The sequence below is a fragment of the Dyella sp. GSA-30 genome, assembly GCF_027924605.1.
Classification (GTDB): domain Bacteria; phylum Pseudomonadota; class Gammaproteobacteria; order Xanthomonadales; family Rhodanobacteraceae; genus GSA-30.
This window is the reverse complement of record NZ_AP027042.1, coordinates 3,452,252-3,475,203: the sequence shown is the minus strand read 5'-3', so window position 1 is coordinate 3,475,203 and position 22,952 is coordinate 3,452,252. Positions and strand designations below refer to the sequence as shown.

At 64.2% G+C, this 22,952-nt stretch carries 2 protein-coding genes (1 of these 2 cut by a window edge); both read left to right on the top strand.

What is annotated here, in order from left to right; translation table 11 throughout:
* Positions 1 to 16,323 carry the 3' portion of a non-ribosomal peptide synthase/polyketide synthase gene (locus QMG46_RS15130; RefSeq protein ID WP_281848659.1) on the top strand. 3,126 nt of this gene lie to the left of the window's left edge, so 16,323 of the gene's 19,449 nt are visible here — the last part of the coding sequence; the start codon falls outside the window, past its left edge; it ends in the stop codon at positions 16,321 to 16,323.
* Positions 16,320 to 22,952 carry a non-ribosomal peptide synthetase gene (locus QMG46_RS15125; RefSeq protein WP_281848658.1) on the top strand — a complete coding sequence of 2,211 codons (6,633 nt, stop codon included), beginning with the start codon at positions 16,320 to 16,322 and terminating at the stop codon, positions 22,950 to 22,952. Before QMG46_RS15130 ends, QMG46_RS15125 begins: the two co-directional genes overlap by 4 nt.

Sequence of the window (22,952 nt, the reverse complement as noted above, 5' to 3'; positions counted from 1 at the left end):
GAGTTACTTGGTGTCGAGCGTGCCGGCCGGAACGACCATTTCTTCGAACTGGGCGGACACTCGCTGCTGGCCGCGCGCGTAACCAGCCGACTGGCCAAGGCCTACGGCATCGCCATCCCCCTGTCCCTGCTGTTTGAAAAACCGGTTCTGCGTGACTTCGTGGAAGGCGTTGCCGCATGCCAGGATCGGGGCGATACGTTGCCGGCGATTCCGACGGTCGAACGACAAGGCACGCTCGCCTTGTCGTTCGCGCAGCAGCGGCTGTGGTTTCTGGCACAGATGGATGGTGTCAGCGGGACCTACCATATTCCGATCGCCTTGCGTCTGCGCGGAACACTGCGGGCGCCTGCCTTGCGCGCCGCGCTGGACCGCCTGTTCGCCCGTCATGAGGCGCTGCGCACGATCTTTGGCGCTCACGATGGCGTACCGCATGTGCAGTTGCTCGCCGCGAACCAAGGCATGCCGCTGCGCGAACACGACCTCAGGGGGCGCGCCGACGCCGAGCTGGCCCTGCTCGCGCTGCTCGACGATGAGGTGCATGCCCCGTTTGATCTTGCGTCCGGTCCGCTGATTCGAGCGAGCCTGATCCGCCTTGCCGACGACGAGCACGTGTTCGCGCTCAACCAGCACCACGTCGTTTCCGATGGCTGGTCCATCGGCATCATCGTGCGCGAGCTTACGGCACTCTACAACGCGTTTTCGGAAAACCGCCCCGATCCACTGCCAGGGCTTGGGATCCAGTATCCGGACTATGCGGCATGGCAAAGAAAGTGGCTTTCCGGTGAACGCTTGCGCGCGCAGGCAGACTATTGGCGCCGCACACTCGATGGTGCGCCGACGCTGCTGGCTTTGCCAACCGATCGCCCGCGCCCAGCCGAACAGTCTTATGCCGCCGCCTGGGTGCCGATGTCGCTGGATGCATCGCTGACCCAGGCGCTCAAACGCCTCGGACAGCAGCACGGGGCGACGCTCTACATGACCATGCTGGCTGGATGGGCCGCCGTGCTCGCCCGGCTCAGCGGGCAGGACGATCTAGTCATCGGCACGCCGACGGCGAACCGCAATCGGCGAGAAGTCGAATCGCTGATCGGCTTCTTCGTCAATACGCTGGCCTTGCGCATTGACCTGTCAGGTGCGCCGAGCGTGGCCGATCTGGTCGGGCGCGTTCGCGATATGGCCCTGGGGGCACAAGCGCACCAGGACTTGCCGTTCGAGCAAGTCGTAGAGATTGCGCAACCCCCGCGACGCCTCGATCACACGCCGCTTTTCCAGGTCATGTTCGCCTGGCAAAACAACGACGAGGGCGTGCTCGACTTCAATGGCCTGCGTGCAGGCCAGCAGCCCTTGCCAGCGGATCTGGTGAAGTTCGACCTCGAGCTGACATTGAGCGAAGTCGACGGCGGTATTGAAGGCGGCTTCAGTTTCGCTACTGCGCTGTTCGACGAAGCGTCGATCGTGCGGCATCGCGATTATCTGCTCCGCATGCTCGAAGCCATGGTCGCCGATGCGGCGCGCGACGTGACGGCCGTCAATCTGCTTGGCGATGCCGAGCGACACCTGCTGCTTGAACACTTCAACGGCGGCACGTCGCCGGTCTACCCCACGCAATGCCTGCATCACGCTTTCGAAGCGCAGGCACGGCAGCACCCGGAGGCGATCGCCCTGGTCTGCGGTGCGCGTGAGCTCAGCTACGACACACTCAATCGCGCCGCCAATCGACTGGCCCATCACCTGATCGCCCACGGCGTGCAACCGGACGACCGCGTGGCGCTGTGCGTCGAGCGCGGCGTCGACATGGTGATCGGCCTGCTGGCCATCCTCAAGGCCGGCGGCGGCTATGTGCCGCTGGACCCGGCCTATTCGTCCGAGCGCCTCGCGCTGATCCTGGACGATGCCGCACCCACCTTGCTGCTAGCCGATGCCGATGGCCTGTCTGCCCTGGGTGACGCACCGCGACCGGCGGTGGTGCTTGACCTGCACGAGCACTCCGCATGGGCCGATCGCTCCGACCGCGATCCACGGATCGCCGGTCTCACCGCGGCGCATCTGGCCTATGTGATCTACACCTCCGGCTCGACCGGCAAGCCCAAGGGTGTGATGGTCGAGCACGCGCAGGTGGCGCGCCTGTTCGAGAGCACGCACGCGGTCTATGGCTTCGACGCGCACGATGTGTGGTGCCTGTTCCATTCCTTCGCCTTCGACTTCTCGGTGTGGGAGCTGTGGGGTGCGTTGCGCTACGGCGGTCGTCTGGTGGTGGTGCCGCATGATGTCGTGCGCTCCATGCCCGAGTTTCATCGCCTGGTCTGCGAACAAGGTGTCACGGTGCTCAATCAGACACCGAGTGCGTTCAAGGCCTTCATCGACGCACAGGGACAGGACCCGCGACCGGATCGGTTGCGTTATGTGATCTTCGGCGGCGAAGCGCTGGAACCGGCCATGCTCGCCCCCTGGTATGCCCGGCGTGGCGACGAGACCCCGCAACTGGTCAACATGTACGGCATCACCGAGACCACGGTGCATGTGACCTATCGACCGATGTCGCGTGCCGACATCGGTCGCAGTGGCAGTCCGATCGGCGAACGCCTGGCGGACTTGCGCCTGTACCTGCTCGATGCGCATCGCCAGCCGGTGCCGCTGGGTGCGGTGGGCGAGCTGTATGTGGGCGGTGCCGGTGTGGCACGCGGTTATTTACATCGCCCCGAGCTCAATGCCGAGCGCTTCCTGGCCGATCCGTTTGTCGGTACGCCCGAGGCACGCATGTATCGCACCGGCGACCTGGGGCGTTACCTGCCCGATGGCCAGTTGCTGTACCTGGGCCGCAACGACCAGCAGGTGAAGATCCGTGGCTTCCGCATCGAACTGGGCGAGATCGAGGCACGTCTGCGCGAGCAGGCGGCGGTGCGCGAAGTCGTCGTGGTGGCGCGCCAGGACGGTAGCGACAAGCGCCTGATCGCGTATGTGGTGCCGCACGCCGACGCGCCGACGGATCTGGCGCTGGCCCTGCGCACGCACCTGGCCACTCGTTTGCCCGACTACATGTTGCCGGCGGCCTACGTCACCCTGGCAGCGTTCCCGCTCACGCCCAACGGCAAGCTCGATCAGAAGGCCTTGCCGGCTCCCGATGGCATGGCGTTTGCGCGTCAGGGCTACGAAGCGCCGATCGGCGAGATCGAAACCACCTTGGCCGGCCTGTGGCAGGACCTGCTCGGGATCGAACGCATCGGTCGTTACGACCACTTCTTCGAACTGGGCGGTCACTCGTTGCTGGCCGTGCAGTTGATGGAGCGGCTGCGTCGGCAGGGGCTGGGCACGAGCATCCGCGCACTGTTTGCCACGCCGGTATTGGCTGACCTGGCCACCACGCTGGGCAGTCATCGCGAGGTGGTGGTCCCGCCCAATCGCATTACCCCAGCGCTCACGGCGCTCACACCCGAGCTGTTGCCGCTGATCGACCTGACCCAGGCCGACATCGATGCGGTACTCGCACGCGTGCCCGGCGGACTCGCCAATGTGCAGGACATCTACGCACTCGCACCGCTGCAGGAAGGCATCCTGTTCCATCATATGCTCGCCACCGTAGGCGATCCCTATCTGCAGGCGATCCAACTTACATTCGCCGACCGCGATCGGCTCGATCGCTATCTAGACGCTGTTCAACACGTCGTCGATCGTCACGACATCATGCGTACGGCGTTTATGTGGGAAGGCTTGTCTCACGCCGCGCAGGTCGTGCTGCGCCATGCACCGCTGTCGGTGGAAAACTTGGAACTCGATCCGGCGGACGGCCCGATCCTCGAGCAACTGGAACGACGTTACGATCCGCGCCACCATCGCATCGATCTGGGCGAGGCGCCGTTATTACGCTTCGTCATTGCGCGCGACGACGAAAACCATCGCTGGATTTTGATTCAGCTTCAGCATCACTTGGTCGACGATGTTTCGTCGCTGCGGCTGCTTTACGGCGAAGTACACGCCATATTGCATGGTCACGCGGGCGAATTGCTGCCACCGCAACCGTTCCGAAACCTGATCGCGCAGGTGCGATTCGGCGTTACGCCAGCCGAGCACGAGCGCTTCTTTGCTGCCGCGCTCGGCGATATCGACGAGCCGACCTTGCCGTTCGGCTTGAGCGACGTGCATCTGGACGGTGCGCAGATCAACAGTTGCCACCGCCTGCTGCCGCAAGCACTCAATGAACGCTTGCGCTCACGCACGAAGCGACTTGGCGTAAGCCTGGCCAGCCTCTGCCATCTGGCGTTCGCCGGCGTGGTCGCACGGACCAGCGGCCGCAGCAACGTGGTTTTCGGTACCGTTTTGTTCGGGCGCATGAATGCCGAAGGTGCCGATCGCGCCATGGGCCTTTTCATCAATACGTTGCCATTGCGTGTGGATGTTGATGACACCGGCATCGAGGCCGCGTTACGACGCACGCAGCAGGGCCTTGCCGACCTGCTACGTCACGAGCACGCATCGCTGTCGCTTGCGCAACGATGCAGTGGCGTGGCCGCCTCCGCGCCGCTCTTTGGCGCATTGCTCAACTACCGTCACCAGGAAAGCCAGGCCGAGGATGAGCAGCTGGGCAACGCGTGGGACCAGATCGGCCAGCTCGGTTCCGGCGAACGTACCAATTACCCGGTGACGCTATGCGTGGAGGATATGGGTGATGCGCTCGGCCTGACCGCGCAGGTCGTCGAGCCACTCGATCCCGAACGCTTGTGCGACTACATGCAGCGCGCACTCGAAAGTCTGCTCGACGCACTTGAATCGAACCCTCTCGCCCCCTTGCGCGGGCTCGATATCCTGCCGTCGACCGAGCGGCAGCAACTACTCGAAACGTTCAACGCGACAGCGGCGCAGTACCCACGTGAGACGAGCGTGCATGCCCTGTTCGAAGAGCAGGTGCGGCTAACTCCTGACGCGATCGCTCTGATCGACGGCACGCAATCGCTGAGCTACGCCGACCTCAATGCGCAGGCCAATCGCCTCGCCCACCAGCTGATCGCGCACGGCGTGCATGCAGGCAGCCTGGTTGCCACCGCACTGGAGCGCAGCACGGCCCTGGTCGTTGCACAGCTGGCGATCCTCAAGGCCGGCGCGGCCTATGTGCCGATCGATCCGGCCTTACCCGCCGCACGGCAAGCCTGGATGCTCGACGATGCCGGCGTAACCTGGCTCCTGGCACCGGCCGGCCACGTCGCGCCGACTTCCGTCCAGGTGCTGGACATCCCCTCGCTGCTGACCGGTCAGACGCGCAGCGACAACCCCTCGATCCACAGCGCCGCCGACGCGGTCGCCTACGTGATGTACACCTCCGGTTCGACCGGCCTGCCCAAGGGCGTGCTGGTGCCCCATCGGGCCATCAATCGCCTGGTGCGCAACAACGGCTATGCCGCGATCGGCCCTGACGATCGCGTCGCCTTCGCCGCCAACCCGGCCTTCGATGCCGCCACGCTGGAAGTGTGGGCGCCCTTGCTCAATGGCGGCACGCTGGTGGTGATCGATGCAGCCACCCTGCTCGCCACACCGCTCTTCATCGACACCCTGCTCCAGAGCGCGGTCAATACGTTGTGGCTGACCGTGGCGCTGTTCAACCAGCTCGCCGAGGCATTGACGCCGGTCCTACCGCAGTTGAAGACCTTGATCGTCGGTGGCGATGCGCTCGATCCGGCGATCATGGCGCGGGTGCTGCAAGGGCCGCGACCGCAGCGCCTGCTCAATGGCTACGGCCCGACCGAAACCACCACCTTTGCCACCACCTATACCCTGGAAGGCCATCCGCGCGAAGCGCACGGCATTCCGATCGGCCGGCCGATCGGCAATGCGCGCATCTACCTGCTCGATACGCAGGGCCAACCGGTGCCCTTGGGGGCGGTCGGCGAGATCTATATCGGCGGCGACGGCGTGGCGCTGGGTTATCTCCACCGTCCGCAGCTCACCGCCGAGCGCTTCCTGCCCGACCCGTTCGTCCAGGTAGCGGATGCGCGGATGTATCGCACCGGCGATCTCGGCCGCTACCTGCCCGACGGTCACCTGGTGTTCCTGGGACGCAACGACCAGCAGGTGAAGATCCGCGGCTACCGCATCGAGCCGGGCGAGATCGAAGCGCGACTGGCCGAGCATCCGGCAGTGCGCGAGGTGGCCGTACTGGTACGCCAGGATGGCAGCAGCGATAAGCGGCTGGTCGCCTATGTGGTCACGCAGGGCGAGTTCGCCGATCTGGCGCTCGATCTACGCGCGCATCTGGCGACCCGCCTGCCCGACTATATGATCCCCGCCGCCTATGTCGGCATGATCGCCTTCCCGCTCACCGCCAACGGCAAACTCGATCGCAGGGCATTGCCGGATCCTGGTGCCACCGCGCTCGCGCAACGCGAATACGTGCCACCGAAGGGCGAGATCGAGGCAACCCTGGCCGGCATCTGGCAGGAGCTGCTCGGTGTCCCACGCGTTGGTCGTAACGATCATTTCTTCGAACTGGGCGGCCACTCGCTACTGGCCGTGCAATTGATGGAACGGCTGCGTCGCCTCGGCCTGGGTACGGGCATTCGCGCACTGTTCGCTACGCCCGTGCTGGCCGAACTGGCCAAGACCCTCGGCAGTCACCGCGAAGCGACCGTTCCCGATAACCGCATTACGCCCGATCTCACCGCGCTCACACCCGAACTCCTGCCGCTGATCGACCTGACCCAGGCCGATATCGACATGCTGCTCGCGCGAGTCCCGGGTGGCTTGGCGAATGTGCAGGACATCTATGCCCTGGCACCGCTGCAGGAGGGCATCCTGTTCCACCATTTGCTGGCCAGCGAGGGTGACCCCTATCTGTTGATCGGCCAGCTCGCGTTTGCCGACCGCACACTGCTCGACCGCTATCTCTCGGTCTTTCAACGGGTCGTCGATCGCCACGATATCCTGCGCACGGCGTTTATCTGGGAAGGCCTCTCTCATGCCGCCCAGGTCGTGCTTCGTCATGCGCCGCTGTCGATCGAATCACTGGATCTCGACCCGGCGAACGGACCGATCACCGAGCAGTTGCAACACCGCTACGATCCGCGGCATCACCGGATTGACCTCGGCGAGGCGCCTTTGCTGCGCTTCGTGATTGCGCGCGATAAAGAAAACGATCGTTGGATCCTGCTGCAGTTGCTCCACCACCTGATCGGCGATCATTCCACCTTCGAGGTGATGCTCGAAGAAGTACGCAACATGATCGACACGCCGACCAACGAGCCGGCGCCTTCGCAGCCCTTCAGGCAGATGGTGGCGCAGGCACGCCTGGGCTCGGCCTCCGACGAATACGAGCGTTTCTTTCGCGATGCCCTGGGTGACATCGACGAACCGACACTGCCATTCGGACTCAGTGATGTCCATCTGGATGGAACGCGGGTCAACGAATACCACGTCATGTTGCCGCAGTCGCTCAACGACCGCCTGCGCGAGCAGGCCAGGCGGCTTGGCGCGAGCCTCGCCAGCCTGTGTCACCTCGCCTTTGCGAACGTCGTCGCCCGCACCAGCGGCCGCGAACACGTCGTCTTCGGCACCGTGTTGTTCGGTCGCATGAACGCCGGCGCGGGCGCCGATCGTGCCATGGGTTTATTCATCAATACCCTGCCGCTACGTGTCGATATCGACGGTACAGCCGTCGAGGACAGTGTGCGGGAAACGCAGCATCGCCTTGCCGGCCTGCTCGATCACGAGCATGCACCGCTCTCTCTCGCGCAGCGCTGCAGCGGCGTTGCCGCGCCCGCGCCGCTATTCAGCGCCTTGCTCAATTATCGCCATAACAAGATGGCCTTCGAAGGTGAAGCGTCGACAGCGGCTGCGGCCGGTTTCGAATGGCTGACTCTGGAAGAACGCACCAGTTATCCGTTGACACTTTGCGTCGAAGATTTCGGCCATGCCCTCGGCCTGACCACGCAGGTCGTCGAGGCTGTATCGGCTGAGCAGGTCTGTGGCTATATGCAGCGCGCGCTCGAAAGCCTGTTGCACGCGCTGGAGGAAACGCCGCGCCTGCCCGTACGCGAGCTGGACGTGTTGCCGGTCGCCGAGCGACACCTGCTGCTTGAGCACTTCAACGGCGGCACGTCGCCGGTCTACCCCACGCAATGCCTGCATCACGCTTTCGAAGCGCAGGCACGGCAACACCCGGAGGCGATCGCCCTGGTCTGCGGCGCGCGTGAGCTCAGCTACGACACACTCAATCGCGCCGCCAATCGACTGGCCCATCACCTGATCGCCCACGGCGTGCAACCGGACGACCGCGTGGCGCTATGCGCCGAGCGCGGCGTCGACATGGTGATCGGCTTGCTGGCCATCCTCAAGGCCGGCGGCGGCTATGTGCCGCTGGACCCGGCCTATTCGTCCGAGCGCCTCGCGCTGATCCTGGACGATGCCGCACCCACCTTGCTGCTAGCCGATGCCGATGGCCTGTCTGCCCTGGGTGACGCACCGCGACCGGCGGTGGTGCTTGACCTGCACGAGCACTCCGCATGGGCCGATCGCTCCGACCGCGATCCACGGATCGCCGGTCTCACCGCGGCGCATCTGGCCTATGTGATCTACACCTCCGGCTCGACCGGCAAGCCCAAGGGTGTGATGGTCGAGCACGCGCAGGTGGCGCGCCTGTTCGAGAGCACGCACGCGGTCTATGGCTTCGACGCGCACGATGTGTGGTGCCTGTTCCATTCCTTCGCCTTCGACTTCTCGGTGTGGGAGCTGTGGGGTGCGTTGCGCTACGGCGGTCGTCTGGTGGTGGTGCCGCATGATGTCGTGCGCTCCATGCCCGAGTTTCATCGCCTGGTCTGCGAACAAGGTGTCACGGTGCTCAATCAGACACCGAGTGCGTTCAAGGCCTTCATCGACGCACAGGGACAGGACCCGCGACCGGATCGGTTGCGTTATGTGATCTTCGGCGGCGAAGCGCTGGAACCGGCCATGCTCGCCCCCTGGTATGCCCGGCGTGGCGACGAGACCCCGCAACTGGTCAACATGTACGGCATCACCGAGACCACGGTGCATGTGACCTATCGACCGATGTCGCGTGCCGACATCGGTCGCAGTGGCAGTCCGATCGGCGAACGCCTGGCGGACTTGCGCCTGTACCTGCTCGATGCGCATCGCCAGCCGGTGCCGCTGGGTGCGGTGGGCGAGCTGTATGTGGGCGGTGCCGGTGTGGCACGCGGTTATTTACATCGCCCCGAGCTCAATGCCGAGCGCTTCCTGGCCGATCCGTTTGTCGGTACGCCCGAGGCACGCATGTATCGCACCGGCGACCTGGGGCGTTACCTGCCCGATGGCCAGTTGCTGTACCTGGGCCGCAACGACCAGCAGGTGAAGATCCGTGGCTTCCGCATCGAACTGGGCGAGATCGAGGCACGTCTGCGCGAGCAGGCGGCGGTGCGCGAAGTCGTCGTGGTGGCGCGCCAGGACGGTAGCGACAAGCGCCTGATCGCGTATGTGGTGCCGCACGCCGACGCGCCGACGGATCTGGCGCTGGCCCTGCGCACGCACCTGGCCACTCGTTTGCCCGACTACATGTTGCCGGCGGCCTACGTCACCCTGGCAGCGTTCCCGCTCACGCCCAACGGCAAGCTCGATCAGAAGGCCTTGCCGGCTCCCGATGGCATGGCGTTTGCGCGTCAGGGCTACGAAGCGCCGATCGGCGAGATCGAAACCACCTTGGCCGGCCTGTGGCAGGACCTGCTCGGGATCGAACGCATCGGTCGTTACGACCACTTCTTCGAACTGGGCGGTCACTCGTTGCTGGCCGTGCAGTTGATGGAGCGGCTGCGTCGGCAGGGGCTGGGCACGAGCATCCGCGCACTGTTTGCCACGCCGGTATTGGCTGACCTGGCCACCACGCTGGGCAGTCATCGCGAGGTGGTGGTCCCGCCCAATCGCATTACCCCAGCGCTCACGGCGCTCACGCCCGAGCTGTTGCCGCTGATCGACCTGACCCAGGCCGACATCGATGCAATACTCGCACGCGTGCCCGGCGGACTCGCCAATGTGCAGGATATCTATGCACTCGCACCGCTGCAGGAAGGCATCCTGTTCCATCATATGCTCGCCACTGAGGGCGACCCTTATCTACTGATCGGCCAGCTCGCCTTCAAGGAACGCGCGTTGCTCGATCGTTATCTTGCTGCCTTCCAGCGTGTCGTCGATCGTCACGATATCCTGCGTACGGCGTTTGTGTGGGAAGGCTTGTCTCACGCCGCGCAGGTCGTGCTGCGTCATGCACCACTGTCGGTGGAGATGGTGACGCTCGACCCGGCAGATGGCTCGATCAGCGAACAGCTATTGCGACGCTACGATCCGCGCCACCATCGCATCGATCTGGGCAACGCGCCTTTGCTGCGTTTCATCATGGCCCACGATGCCAGGCAGGATCGCTGGCTATTGGTGCAGCTACTGCATCACCTCATCGGCGATCACTCCACCATGGAGACCATGCTCGGCGAGGTGCAGTCCTTCCTCGGCGAGGCCGAGCCTTCGTTGCCGCCACCGCAGCCGTTCCGGCATATGGTGGCGCAGGCACGACTGGGCCTGTCCGATGACGAACACGAACGTTTCTTCCGCGACGCGCTCGGCGATATCGACGAGCCGACCTTGCCGTTCGGTATCGGCGATGCACATCGCGATGGCACCCGGGTCAGGGAATCGCATCGCATGCTGCCGCAGACGCTCAACGACCGTCTTCGCGAGCAGGCCAAGCGGCTGGGCCTGAGTCTGGCGAGCCTTTGCCATCTTGCCTGGGGACAGGTAGTCGCACGCACCAGCGGGCGCGATAGCGTGGTCTTCGGCACGGTACTGTTCGGACGCATGAATGCCGGCGCGGGTGCGGATCGGGCCATGGGACTGTTCGTCAACACCCTGCCCTTGCGCCTGGACATGGGCGACACGCCGGTGGTGGAGAGTGCGCGACGCACGCAGCAACGTCTTGCCGAGCTGCTCGATCACGAACATGCATCGCTGGCTCTAGCGCAGCGATGCAGTGGCGTGGCGGCGCCCACGCCGTTGTTCAGCACGATGCTGAATTACCGGCACAGCAGTGTCCTGACCGACCCTACCGATGAGCGTGAGCGCTGGGCCGGCATCGAGTGGCTGAGCATCGAAGAGCGTACCAACTATCCGATCGCCATGTCCGTGGAAGACATCGGCCATGGCCTGGGGCTTACGGCCCAGGCGGTCGAGCCGATCGACGTCGAGCGTCTATGCGGCTATATGCAATGCGCGCTGGAAAGCCTGGCGTTCGCGTTGGATCGCCAACCGGACCTTCCGGTCGGTGCACTGGACATCCTGCCAGCGGAAGAGTTAGTCACGCTCACCCGGGGCTTGAATGACACGGATCGCCGCTATCCGCGCACCACGCCGATCCATGCGTTGTTCGAAGCACAGGTGCAGCGCCGCCCAGATGCCATTGCCCTGGTCGATGCAGGCAGGTCGATGACCTATGCCCATCTCAACACCTGCGCCAATCGGCTTGCGCATCAGCTGATGGCCCGTGGCATTGGCACAGGCAATTTCGTCGCAACATGGCTCGATCGCGGCGCCGACCTGGTGATCGCGCAATTGGCGATACTGAAGACTGGCGCGGCCTATGTCCCGATCGATCCGGGTGCACCGGCGGCTCGCCAGGCATGGATTGTCGAGGATGCCGGCGTAGCGTGGATGCTGGCACCATCGCGACATGTCGCACCGGCCGTTTCGGCGCAGGTCCTGGGCATGGACGAGTTGCTGCACGGTGACAGCCTGACTGACAACCCACGTCAGGACGTTTCTGCCGACACGGCGGCTTACGTGATGTACACGTCCGGTTCGACCGGGTTGCCCAAGGGTGTACTGGTGCCGCATCGCGCGATCAACCGGCTGGTGTTCGACCCCGGTCATGCCGACCTGGACGAGAACGATCGCATGGCCTGGCTGGGTAACGTAGCCTTCGATATCAGCACACTCGAAGTATGGGCGCCACTGCTGCATGGCGCGCGGATCGTGGTGGTATCGCACGAGACCCTGCTGAGCCTGGACGGTTTGCGCGACATACTGCTCGCGCAGAACGTCAACGTGCTGCATCTCACCGCCGGCCTGTTCGCACAGGTCGTCGATCAGCTCGACGATGCGATACGCGGCTTGCGACTCATGCTGGTCGGAGGCGATGCAGTCGACGTTGCTGCGGTTTCCCGCGTCTTGAGTGCGCACCCGTCGTTGCGGCTGGTGCATTGCTACGGCCCGACCGAAAGCACCACGTTCGCCACTACCTGCCGACTCACCATCGATGACGCCGATGCGCAGCGCCTGCCCATCGGGCGCCCGATCGCCAATACGAAAATCTATCTGCTCGATGCGTCCGGTGCGCCCGTGCCGTACGGTGTACCCGGTGAGTTGTACGTCGGTGGCGATGGCGTTGCGCTGGGCTATCTCAATCGCGAAGAGCTGACCGCCGAACGCTTTCTGCACGATCCGTTCGTCGAGGCAGCGGATGCGCGGATGTACCGTACCGGCGACCTGGCGATGTATCTGCCGGACGGGCGGCTGCTGTTCCTGGGGCGCAACGACCAGCAGGTCAAGATTCGCGGCTATCGCATCGAACCTGGCGAAATCGAAGCTCATCTGGGCAGTCATTCCCACATACGCGAAGCGTTGGTGATGGCGCGTGCGGATGGCGGCGCCGAGAAACGACTGGTGGCCTATCTCATCACGAAAGACGCCGCGCCATCGGACCTGGCCTTGCAGCTTCGTCACTACGTGTCGACCCGCCTGCCCGACTACATGGTGCCGTCGGCCTTCGTGGTGCTTGACGTGTTTCCGCTTACCCCCAACGGAAAAATCGACCGCAAGGCGCTACCTGCACCGGACGATGCCGCACTGGCGAAACAGGATTACGTCCCACCACAAAGCGAGACGGAACACGCACTCGCAGCCATCTGGCAGTCGTTGCTGCACGTGGATCAGGTCGGTCGCTTCGATCGATTCTTTGCGCTGGGAGGTCACTCGCTCCTGGCCATGCGCCTGCTGGGTCGCATAGTGCAGACGTTCGGTGTGGAACTGCCCTTGTCGAAGCTGTTCGCCCATCCTTCGCTGGCGGAAATGGCTGCCTTGATCGCGGCCGGCGGGACTGGCGACATCCGCAGAATGGACGGACACATTCCATCGGCCGGGCAAGCACAGCGCCGATGGCCATCGTTCGCGCAGGCGCGCCTTTGGTTCCTCGCCCAGCTCGATTCGGATAACGCCAACTACCACATGCCGTTCGCGCTACGCCTGCGCGGCAAGCTGCGGCAAGACGCGCTGGCGCGCACTCTCGATACACTGTTCGATCGCCACGAGGCATTGCGCAGCGTATTTGGCACGGAGGACGGAAAGCCGTTCGTCGATTTTCTGCCGGCCAGCCAGGGTATCGGTCTGCAGCATGTGAACCTGCATGGAGAAGACGATGTTGAAACACGCGCACGGGAGCTCGTGCGCGCGGGTGCACTGGCACCCTTCGATATGTCCAAGGGGCCGTTGATCCGTGCCCAATTGATTACCCTCGATAGCGACGATCATGTGCTGCAGATAACCCAGCATCACATCATCTCCGATGGCTGGTCGACCGCCATCCTGGTGCGCGAGATCAACGCGCTCTACGCGGCTTACGCCCGCGAGGAAAGCAACCCACTGCCGCCACTGGGCGTGCAATACGCCGACTACGCCGCGTGGCAGCGCGAGCGGCTATCAGGCGAGCGGCTGAACGCGCAAATCGATTACTGGCGCACTCAGCTGGCCGATGCCCCGCTTTTATTGACCCTGCCCACGGACAGGCCTCGCCCGCCGCGCCAGTCGTTCGCCGGCGGCATGGTGCCGGTGCACATCGATGCGGCGCTGACGCATGCCTTGCGGGCATCATGCGACCGGCATGGCGCGACCATGTTCATGGTCGTCCTGGCCGCGTGGTCGGTGGTGCTGTCCCGCCTGTCGGCTCAGACGGATATCGTGATCGGCACGCCGTCGGCGAACCGGCAGCATGCAGCCATCGAGAACCTGATCGGCTTCTTCGTCAATACGCTTGCGCTGCGCCTGGACCTTTCCGGTGCACATACCATCCGCGAGTGGCTCGACGTGGTTCGCCAAACCGCACTTGCGGCACAGGACCATCGGGAGCTGCCGTTCGAACAGGTCGTGGAGGCGGTCAATCCACCGCGTCGCCTGGATCATGCGCCGATCTTTCAGGCGGTATTCGCGTGGCAGAACAACGAGACGGTCGACCTTAGCCTGGCCGATCTCGCCATTGCACCCGAGCCACTGGGTGTGGATTGGGTCAAATTCGATATCGAGTTGAACCTGGGTTTCGAAGGCGACGTCATCGAAGGCGGGCTTCACTACGCCACGGCGTTATTCGATGAGACGACAATCGTGCGTCACCGCGATTATCTGCTTGCCGCGCTCAAGGCCTTTGCGGGCGACGCGGACACCCCATGGCGTGCCATCGATCTGCTGCCCGCGTCGGAGCGGACTCGCCTGCTCGAGACATTCAACGCCAACGCGCCGGTCGGTCCGGTCGAATGCGGCATACACCACATGATCGAGGCGAGAGCCGCGCAATCTCCGACCGCCCCAGCCGTCGCCGATGCACGACACAGCCTCGACTATGCCACGCTCGACCGCCAGGCCAATCAGCTTGCACGCGTTCTTGTGGAACGCGGCGTGCAGCCAGGCAGTCGTGTGGCGATCTGCCTAGACCGCGGCGTGAATCTCGCCGTCGCCATCCTTGCGACACTGAAAGCGGGTGGCGCGTACGTTCCACTTGATCCGGCCTATCCCGCTGAACGCCTCGCCTACATCCTGGTCGATGCGCAGCCACGTCTTCTTCTTACCGACGCAGCTGGCCGTCAATCCCTGGCAGGGCAACCTACCGGCGATATCCCGACGGTCGACATGGATGCATCGTCGCCGGTGTGGGCTGCACAATCGGCTGACAGGCTGCCGTCCACCCTGGTAAAACCGGATGATCTTGCTTATGTGATCTATACATCCGGCTCGACCGGCACTCCCAAGGGCGTGATGGTCGAACATCGCCAGCTCGTCGCGTCGACACGCGCCCGCCACGCTTACTACGGCACATCCGCCGATACGCGCTTTCTGTTGCTTTCGTCGATCGCGTTCGACAGCTCCGTCGCCGGCCTGTTTGGTACGCTGACCGAAGGCGGATGCCTGTACTTCAGTGCGCGCGACGAAGCCCACGATCGCCGCGCCATTGCGCAGACGCTCGCCGATGCACGTATCACGCGCCTGCTGTGCGTGCCCTCGCTTGCCAGCCTGCTGCTGGAGTCGCTGTCGCCGCAGCATCACGCCCGGTTGCGCGAGATCATTGTCGCCGGTGAAGCATGCCCACCCTCGCTGCCAGCGGCGCTTGCCGCCGTGCTGCCGCAGGCTAGCTTGTTCAATGAATACGGTCCGACCGAGGCATCCGTATGGGCAACCGCATGGCGTTGCAGACCCGAAGACGGCGGCGCATCGGTTCCGATTGGGCGGCCTGTATCACATACGCGCGTCTACCTGCTGGATGAGTCGGGGCTTCCGGCGCCGCTGGGCGCCATCGGCGAAATTCATATCGGCGGCGAAGGCGTTGCCCGGGGTTATCTGGGGCAGCCAGAGCTGAGCGGCGAGCGCTTCCTTCCCGACCCATTCGCCGAACCCGGTGCGCGCATGTATCGCACCGGCGATCTGGCGCGCTACCGGTCGGATGGCAGCCTCATCTTCGAAGGCCGCAACGACGAGCAAGTGAAGATACGTGGCTTCCGTATCGAGCCTGCCGAAATCGAAAAGGCCTTGTGCACGCACGAGGACGTTCATGACGCCCTGGTGCTGGCACGGGACGATGGCCAAGGAGGAAAACGTCTGGTCGCCTGGGTCGTCACTGCCACCGTGGCCGATCCGGAGCGCGCGGCGCACCTGCAGCGTCATCTGACGTCACGGTTGCCCGAATACATGATTCCTTCCGCGTTCGTGTCCGTATCCGCGCTACCGCTATCGCCCAACGGCAAGATCGATCGCTCGGCCCTGCCCGATCCGGACGAGCTGGCGTATGCGCACAGCCAGTACGAAGCGCCGCACGGCGACATCGAGCAAGCGCTGGCCGCGCTATGGAGCGAATTGCTCGGCGTGGAACGTGTAGGCAGACAGGATAATTTCTTCAAACTGGGCGGTCACTCGCTGCTGATCGTGCGAATGATGGAGCGCATAAGACAGATGGGCATGGACGTTGAAATCAGCGCGGTGTTCGCGGCACCTACGCTTGCATCGCTCGCGGACAATCTGGTGGAAATGGTGGAGTTCCGGCTTTGAATATCGACCTGCTCCTGAAAACGCTCCAAGAGCGAGACGTATCCGTCGCGCTCGATGGCGATTCGCTAGTTATCAAGGCGCCCAAAGGTGCCGTGACAACCGAGCTCCAGCAGCTGCTACGCGAATGCAAGGCTCAGCTGATCGAGCATATCCAGGGCCTGGGAATGGGCGCTATCGGCAGCGCGCGCGACACCGCCACCGTTGCGCCGAACCTCATTCCCTCCGGCTGCGAACGTATAACGCCGGACATGCTCACACTGGTCGAGTTGTCGCAGGCGGATATCGATGCGGTAGTCGCTGCTGCGCCGGGTGGCGTCGGTAACATCCAGGATATCTATGCGTTGGCACCGCTGCAGGAGGGCATGCTGTTCCACCATATGATGGCTGACGATGGCGATCCGTATCTGTCCGTTGTCAGCCTCGCCTTTGCCAACCGCACGCTGCTCGACGACTATCTGGCTGCGATTCAGTCGGTCGTGGAGCGTCACGATATCCTTCGCACGGGATTCGTCTGGAAAGGCATAGCGACACCGGTCCAGTTCGTATTGCGGGCAGCACGCCTGAGCATGACCGAACTTTCCCTCAGTACGAGCGACGGGGATGTCTTGTCGCAGCTGTCTGAGCGTTTCGACCCGCGACACCATCGAATCGATCTTGCCCGGCCGCCACTATTGAGTTTCGCTGTAGCTTTCGATGCCGCCCATGATCGTTGGCTGCTGATACAACGGCTCCATCATCTCATCGGCGACCACTCCACACTCGAGATCATGAATGCCGAGGCGAGGGCGTTTCTGTCCGACAGCGCCCATCTTCTTGACGCGCCACAGCCGTTCCGACATTTTGTCGCGCGCGCCCGTCACGGCGTCTCCGAGAGCGAGCACGAGGTATTTTTCCGCAGCACGCTTGGCGATATCGATAGCTCGACCCTTCCCTTCGGGATCGGCGATGTGTATCGCGGTGGCCATCATGTCAGCGAAACGACACTGATGCTCCCCGATTCGCTTAATCTTCGCGTGCGCGCACAGGCGCGGCGTCTTGGCGTGAGCGTCGCCAGCATGTGTCACCTGGCGTGGGGGCTGGTCGTGGCTCGCACCAGCGACCGCAGCGACGTGGTTTTCGGCACCGTGCTGTTTGGGCGCATGCAGGCCGGAGTCGGCGTCGATACGGCGATGGGGCTTTTTATCAATACCTTGCCGCTGCGCCTCAGCCTCGGTCAGGCGGATGTGCGGACCGGCGTGCAACGAACGCACGAAGCCTTGGCGCAATTGCTGATCCACGAGCACGCCCCGTTGTCATTGGCTCAACGTTGCAGCGGCGTGGCCGCGCTCTCGCCGCTATTCAGTTCGCTGATCAACTATCGCCACAACGCTGCGATGCCCGAAGACAGCGTCGGCTCCCCGGATAACGATTCGGGCATCCAAGTGCTGGGTGGTCAGGAGCGCACCAACTATCCCCTCGTCATCTCGGTGGAGGACAGCGGTAACGCACTGGGCATCACGGCGCAGGTCGTCGCGCCGTTGAGTCCGGAACGAATTTGCGGCTATGTGCGGCAATCGCTTGCCAGTCTTGTCGACGCACTGGAACGCGCGCCAACGACGGCATTGCATGAGCTGACGATTCTGCCGCCCGCCGAACGGCAGCAACTACTCGAAACGTTCAACGCGACAGCGGCGCAGTACCCACGTGAGACGAGCGTGCATGCCCTGTTCGAAGAGCAGGTGCGGCTAACTCCTGACGCGATCGCTCTGATCGACGGCACGCAATCGCTGAGCTACGCCGACCTCAATGCGCAGGCCAATCGCCTCGCCCACCAGCTGATCGCGCACGGCGTGCATGCAGGCAGCCTGGTTGCCACCGCACTGGAGCGCAGCACGGCCCTGGTCGTTGCACAGCTGGCGATCCTCAAGGCCGGCGCGGCCTATGTGCCGATCGATCCGGCCTTACCCGCCGCACGGCAAGCCTGGATGCTCGACGATGCCGGCGTAACCTGGCTCCTGGCACCGGCCGGCCACGTCGCGCCGACTTCCGTCCAGGTGCTGGACATCCCCTCGCTGCTGACCGGTCAGACGCGCAGCGACAACCCCTCGATCCACAGCGCCGCCGACGCGGTCGCCTACGTGATGTACACCTCCGGTTCGACCGGCCTGCCCAAGGGCGTGCTGGTGCCCCATCGGGCCATCAATCGCCTGGTGCGCAACAACGGCTATGCCGCGATCGGCCCTGACGATCGCGTCGCCTTCGCCGCCAACCCGGCCTTCGATGCCGCCACGCTGGAAGTGTGGGCGCCCTTGCTCAATGGCGGCACGCTGGTGGTGATCGATGCAGCCACCCTGCTCGCCACACCGCTCTTCATCGACACCCTGCTCCAGAGCGCGGTCAATACGTTGTGGCTGACCGTGGCGCTGTTCAACCAGCTCGCCGAGGCATTGACGCCGGTCCTACCGCAGTTGAAGACCTTGATCGTCGGTGGCGATGCGCTCGATCCGGCGATCATGGCGCGGGTGCTGCAAGGGCCGCGACCGCAGCGCCTGCTCAATGGCTACGGCCCGACCGAAACCACCACCTTTGCCACCACCTATACCCTGGAAGGCCATCCGCGCGAAGCGCACGGCATTCCGATCGGCCGGCCGATCGGCAATGCGCGCATCTACCTGCTCGATACGCAGGGCCAACCGGTGCCCTTGGGGGCGGTCGGCGAGATCTATATCGGCGGCGACGGCGTGGCGCTGGGTTATCTCCACCGTCCGCAGCTCACCGCCGAGCGCTTCCTGCCCGACCCGTTCGTCCAGGTAGCGGATGCGCGGATGTATCGCACCGGCGATCTCGGCCGCTACCTGCCCGACGGTCACCTGGTGTTCCTGGGACGCAACGACCAGCAGGTGAAGATCCGCGGCTACCGCATCGAGCCGGGCGAGATCGAAGCGCGACTGGCCGAGCATCCGGCAGTGCGCGAGGTGGCCGTACTGGTACGCCAGGATGGCGGCAGCGATAAGCGGCTGGTCGCCTATGTGGTCACGCAGGGCGAGTTCGCCGATCTGGCGCTCGATCTACGCGCGCATCTGGCGACCCGCCTGCCCGACTACATGATCCCCGCCGCCTATGTCGGCATGATCGCCTTCCCGCTCACCGCCAACGGCAAACTCGATCGCAGGGCATTGCCGGATCCTGGTGCCACCGCGCTCGCGCAACGCGAATATGTGGCACCGAAGGGCGAGATCGAGACAACCCTGGCCGGCATCTGGCAGGAGCTGCTGAGTGTCCCACGTGTCGGTCGTAACGATCATTTCTTCGACCTGGGCGGCCACTCGCTGCTGGCCATTCGCCTGCTCGGCAGCATCTCACAAGCTTTCGGTATCGATCTCGCACTCGCCGCGTTATTCAGCCATCCCACCTTGTCTGGCCTGGCCGACCAGGTGTTGCTGACCCGCCAGTCGACGCGCCGGAGTGTCGACGCCCCGATCGAGCCGGTACCACGCGATGATGCGTTGCCCTTGTCGTTTGCCCAGCAAAGGCTATGGTTTCTGTCTCAGCTTGAGGGGGTCAGCGCGACCTATCACATCCCCGTCGCGCTGCGGCTGCGCGGGGCGCTGAATGTCGATGCGTTGCGGCGCAGTCTGGATCGCCTGCTCGAACGCCATGAAGGTTTGCGAACCACTTTCCCTGTCGTCGATGGCGAACCGTCTGTCGTTCTGCTGCCCGTCGGTGCGGGCATGCCCTGGCAATACATCGACCTGAGCTCGCATCACGACGCCGAGCTGGCCATGCACCGGCTTGCCGCAGACGAGGCTGCATGCCCGTTCGATCTGGCGCACGATGCGCTCATCCGTGCCTGTGTGGTGCGGATGCCTGGCAACGAGCACGTGCTCTTGCTCACCCAGCATCACATCGTCTCCGATGGCTGGTCGATGGGGATCTTGTTGAATGAATTGACCTCGCTTTATCGCGCCTTCGTCGGCGAACAGGACGATCCACTGCCGCCACTGGCGATTCAGTATCCCGACTATGCCGCCTGGCAGACGCGATGGCTCAAGGGCGAGCGTCTCGATGCACAGCGCGCGTTCTGGCAATCCTGGCTGGCGGATGCGCCGACACTGCTGACGTTGCCGACCGATCGGCCGCGACCGGCGCGACAGGACTTTTCCGCAGCGCGCTTGCCACTGCAACTTTCTCCCGCGTTGACCCAGGGTCTGCGCCGCATTGCCCGGCAACACGGCGCCACACTTTTCATGGTGGTGCTGACTGCGTGGTCAACGGTGCTGAGTCGCCTGTCCGGGCAAACCGATCTGATTATCGGCTGCCCGACGGCCAATCGTGGACGGCGCGAGATCGAGCCGCTGATCGGCTTTTTCGTCAACACGTTGCCGATGCGCATTGATCTGGCCGGTTCGCCACCGGTCGTCGAACTATTGCAACGTATTCGCCAGGGCGCGCTGGACGCGCAGGTCAACCAGGACCTGCCGTTTGAGCAGATTGTGGATATCGTCAACCCGCCGCGCCGTCTGGATCACACGCCGTTGTTCCAGGTGCTGTTTACCTGGCAGAGCAACGATCGAGGCACGCTGGACCTGCCCGGCCTCCACGTGGAAGCCATCGCGCCGGCACTCAGCCACGCCAAATACGACATCGAACTCTATCTTGGCGAGGACGAAGCGAATATCGCCGGCGAATTCAACTATGCCGCTGCACTGTTTGATCAGCCCATGATGGAGCGTCATCGCGATTATCTGTTGCGCGCGCTCGAAGCGATGGTCACCGATATCGCGCAGCCGTTCGACAGGATCGACCTGTGCGACGAGTCCGAACGCAAGCAGCTGCTTGAGACCTTCAACGCGACAGCGGCGCAGTACCCACGCGAGACGAGCGTGCATGCCCTGTTCGAAGCACAGGTGCGGCTAACTCCCGACGCGATCGCTCTGATCGACGGCATGCAATCGCTGAGCTACGCCGACCTCAATGCGCAGGCCAATCGCCTCGCCCATCAGCTGATCGCGCACGGCGTGCATGCAGGCAGCCTGGTTGCCACCGCACTGGAGCGCAGTACGGCCCTGGTCGTTGCACAGCTGGCGATCCTCAAGGCCGGCGCGGCCTATGTGCCGATCGATCCGGCCTTACCCGCCGCACGGCAAGCCTGGATGCTCGACGATGCCGGCGTAACCTGGCTCCTGGCACCGGCCGGCCACGTCGCGCCGACTTCCGTCCAGGTGCTGGACATCCCCTCGCTGCTGACCGGTCAGACGCGCAGCGACAACCCCTCGATCCACAGCGCCGCCGACGCGGTCGCCTACGTGATGTACACCTCCGGTTCGACCGGCCTGCCCAAGGGCGTGCTGGTGCCCCATCGGGCCATCAATCGCCTGGTGCGCAACAACGGCTATGCCGCGATCGGCCCTGACGATCGCGTCGCCTTCGCCGCCAACCCGGCCTTCGATGCCGCCACGCTGGAAGTGTGGGCGCCCTTGCTCAATGGCGGCACGCTGGTGGTGATCGATGCAGCCACCCTGCTCGCCACACCGCTCTTCATCGACACCCTGCTCCAGAGCGCGGTCAATACGTTGTGGCTGACCGTGGCGCTGTTCAACCAGCTCGCCGAGGCATTGACGCCGGTCCTACCGCAGTTGAAGACCTTGATCGTCGGTGGCGATGCGCTCGATCCGGCGATCATGGCGCGGGTGCTGCAAGGGCCGCGACCGCAGCGCCTGCTCAATGGCTACGGCCCGACCGAAACCACCACCTTTGCCACCACCTATACCCTGGAAGGCCATCCGCGCGAAGCGCACGGCATTCCGATCGGCCGGCCGATCGGCAATGCGCGCATCTACCTGCTCGATGCGCAGGGCCAACCGGTGCCCTTGGGGGCGGTCGGCGAGATCTATATCGGCGGCGACGGCGTGGCGCTGGGTTATCTCCACCGTCCGCAGCTCACCGCCGAGCGCTTCCTGCCCGACCCGTTCGTCCAGGTAGCGGATGCGCGGATGTATCGCACCGGCGATCTCGGCCGCTACCTGCCCGACGGTCACCTGGTGTTCCTGGGACGCAACGACCAGCAGGTGAAGATCCGCGGCTACCGCATCGAGCCGGGCGAGATCGAAGCGCGACTGGCCGAGCATCCGGCAGTGCGCGAGGTGGCCGTACTGGTACGCCAGGATGGCAGCAGCGATAAGCGGCTGGTCGCCTATGTGGTCACGCAGGGCGAGTTCGCCGATCTGGCGCTCGAGCTGCGCGCGCATCTGGCGACCCGCCTGCCCGACTACATGATCCCCGCCGCCTATGTCGGCATGACCGCCTTCCCGCTCACCGCCAACGGCAAACTCGATCGCAGGGCGTTGCCGGATCCTGAGTACACGACAAGCGCCTATCGTCCGCCGGTATCGAAAGAAGAAATCGCCTTGGCAGCGATGTTCTGTGAGCTGTTCGAGCGCGAACACATCGGCATCGATGATGGCTTTTTCGACCTGGGGGGTCATTCGCTGCTGGCGATGCGTCTGCTGGGAAGGATTCGCAGCGTGCTCGGACTCGAGCTGCCAGTGAGCACACTTTTCGAAGCTCCCACGATCGCCCAGCTTGCCCAACGCCTTAGCAGCGCGCGACCGTCGACACGTAAACCTCTTCGTCCCATGCGTTCCCAGTGA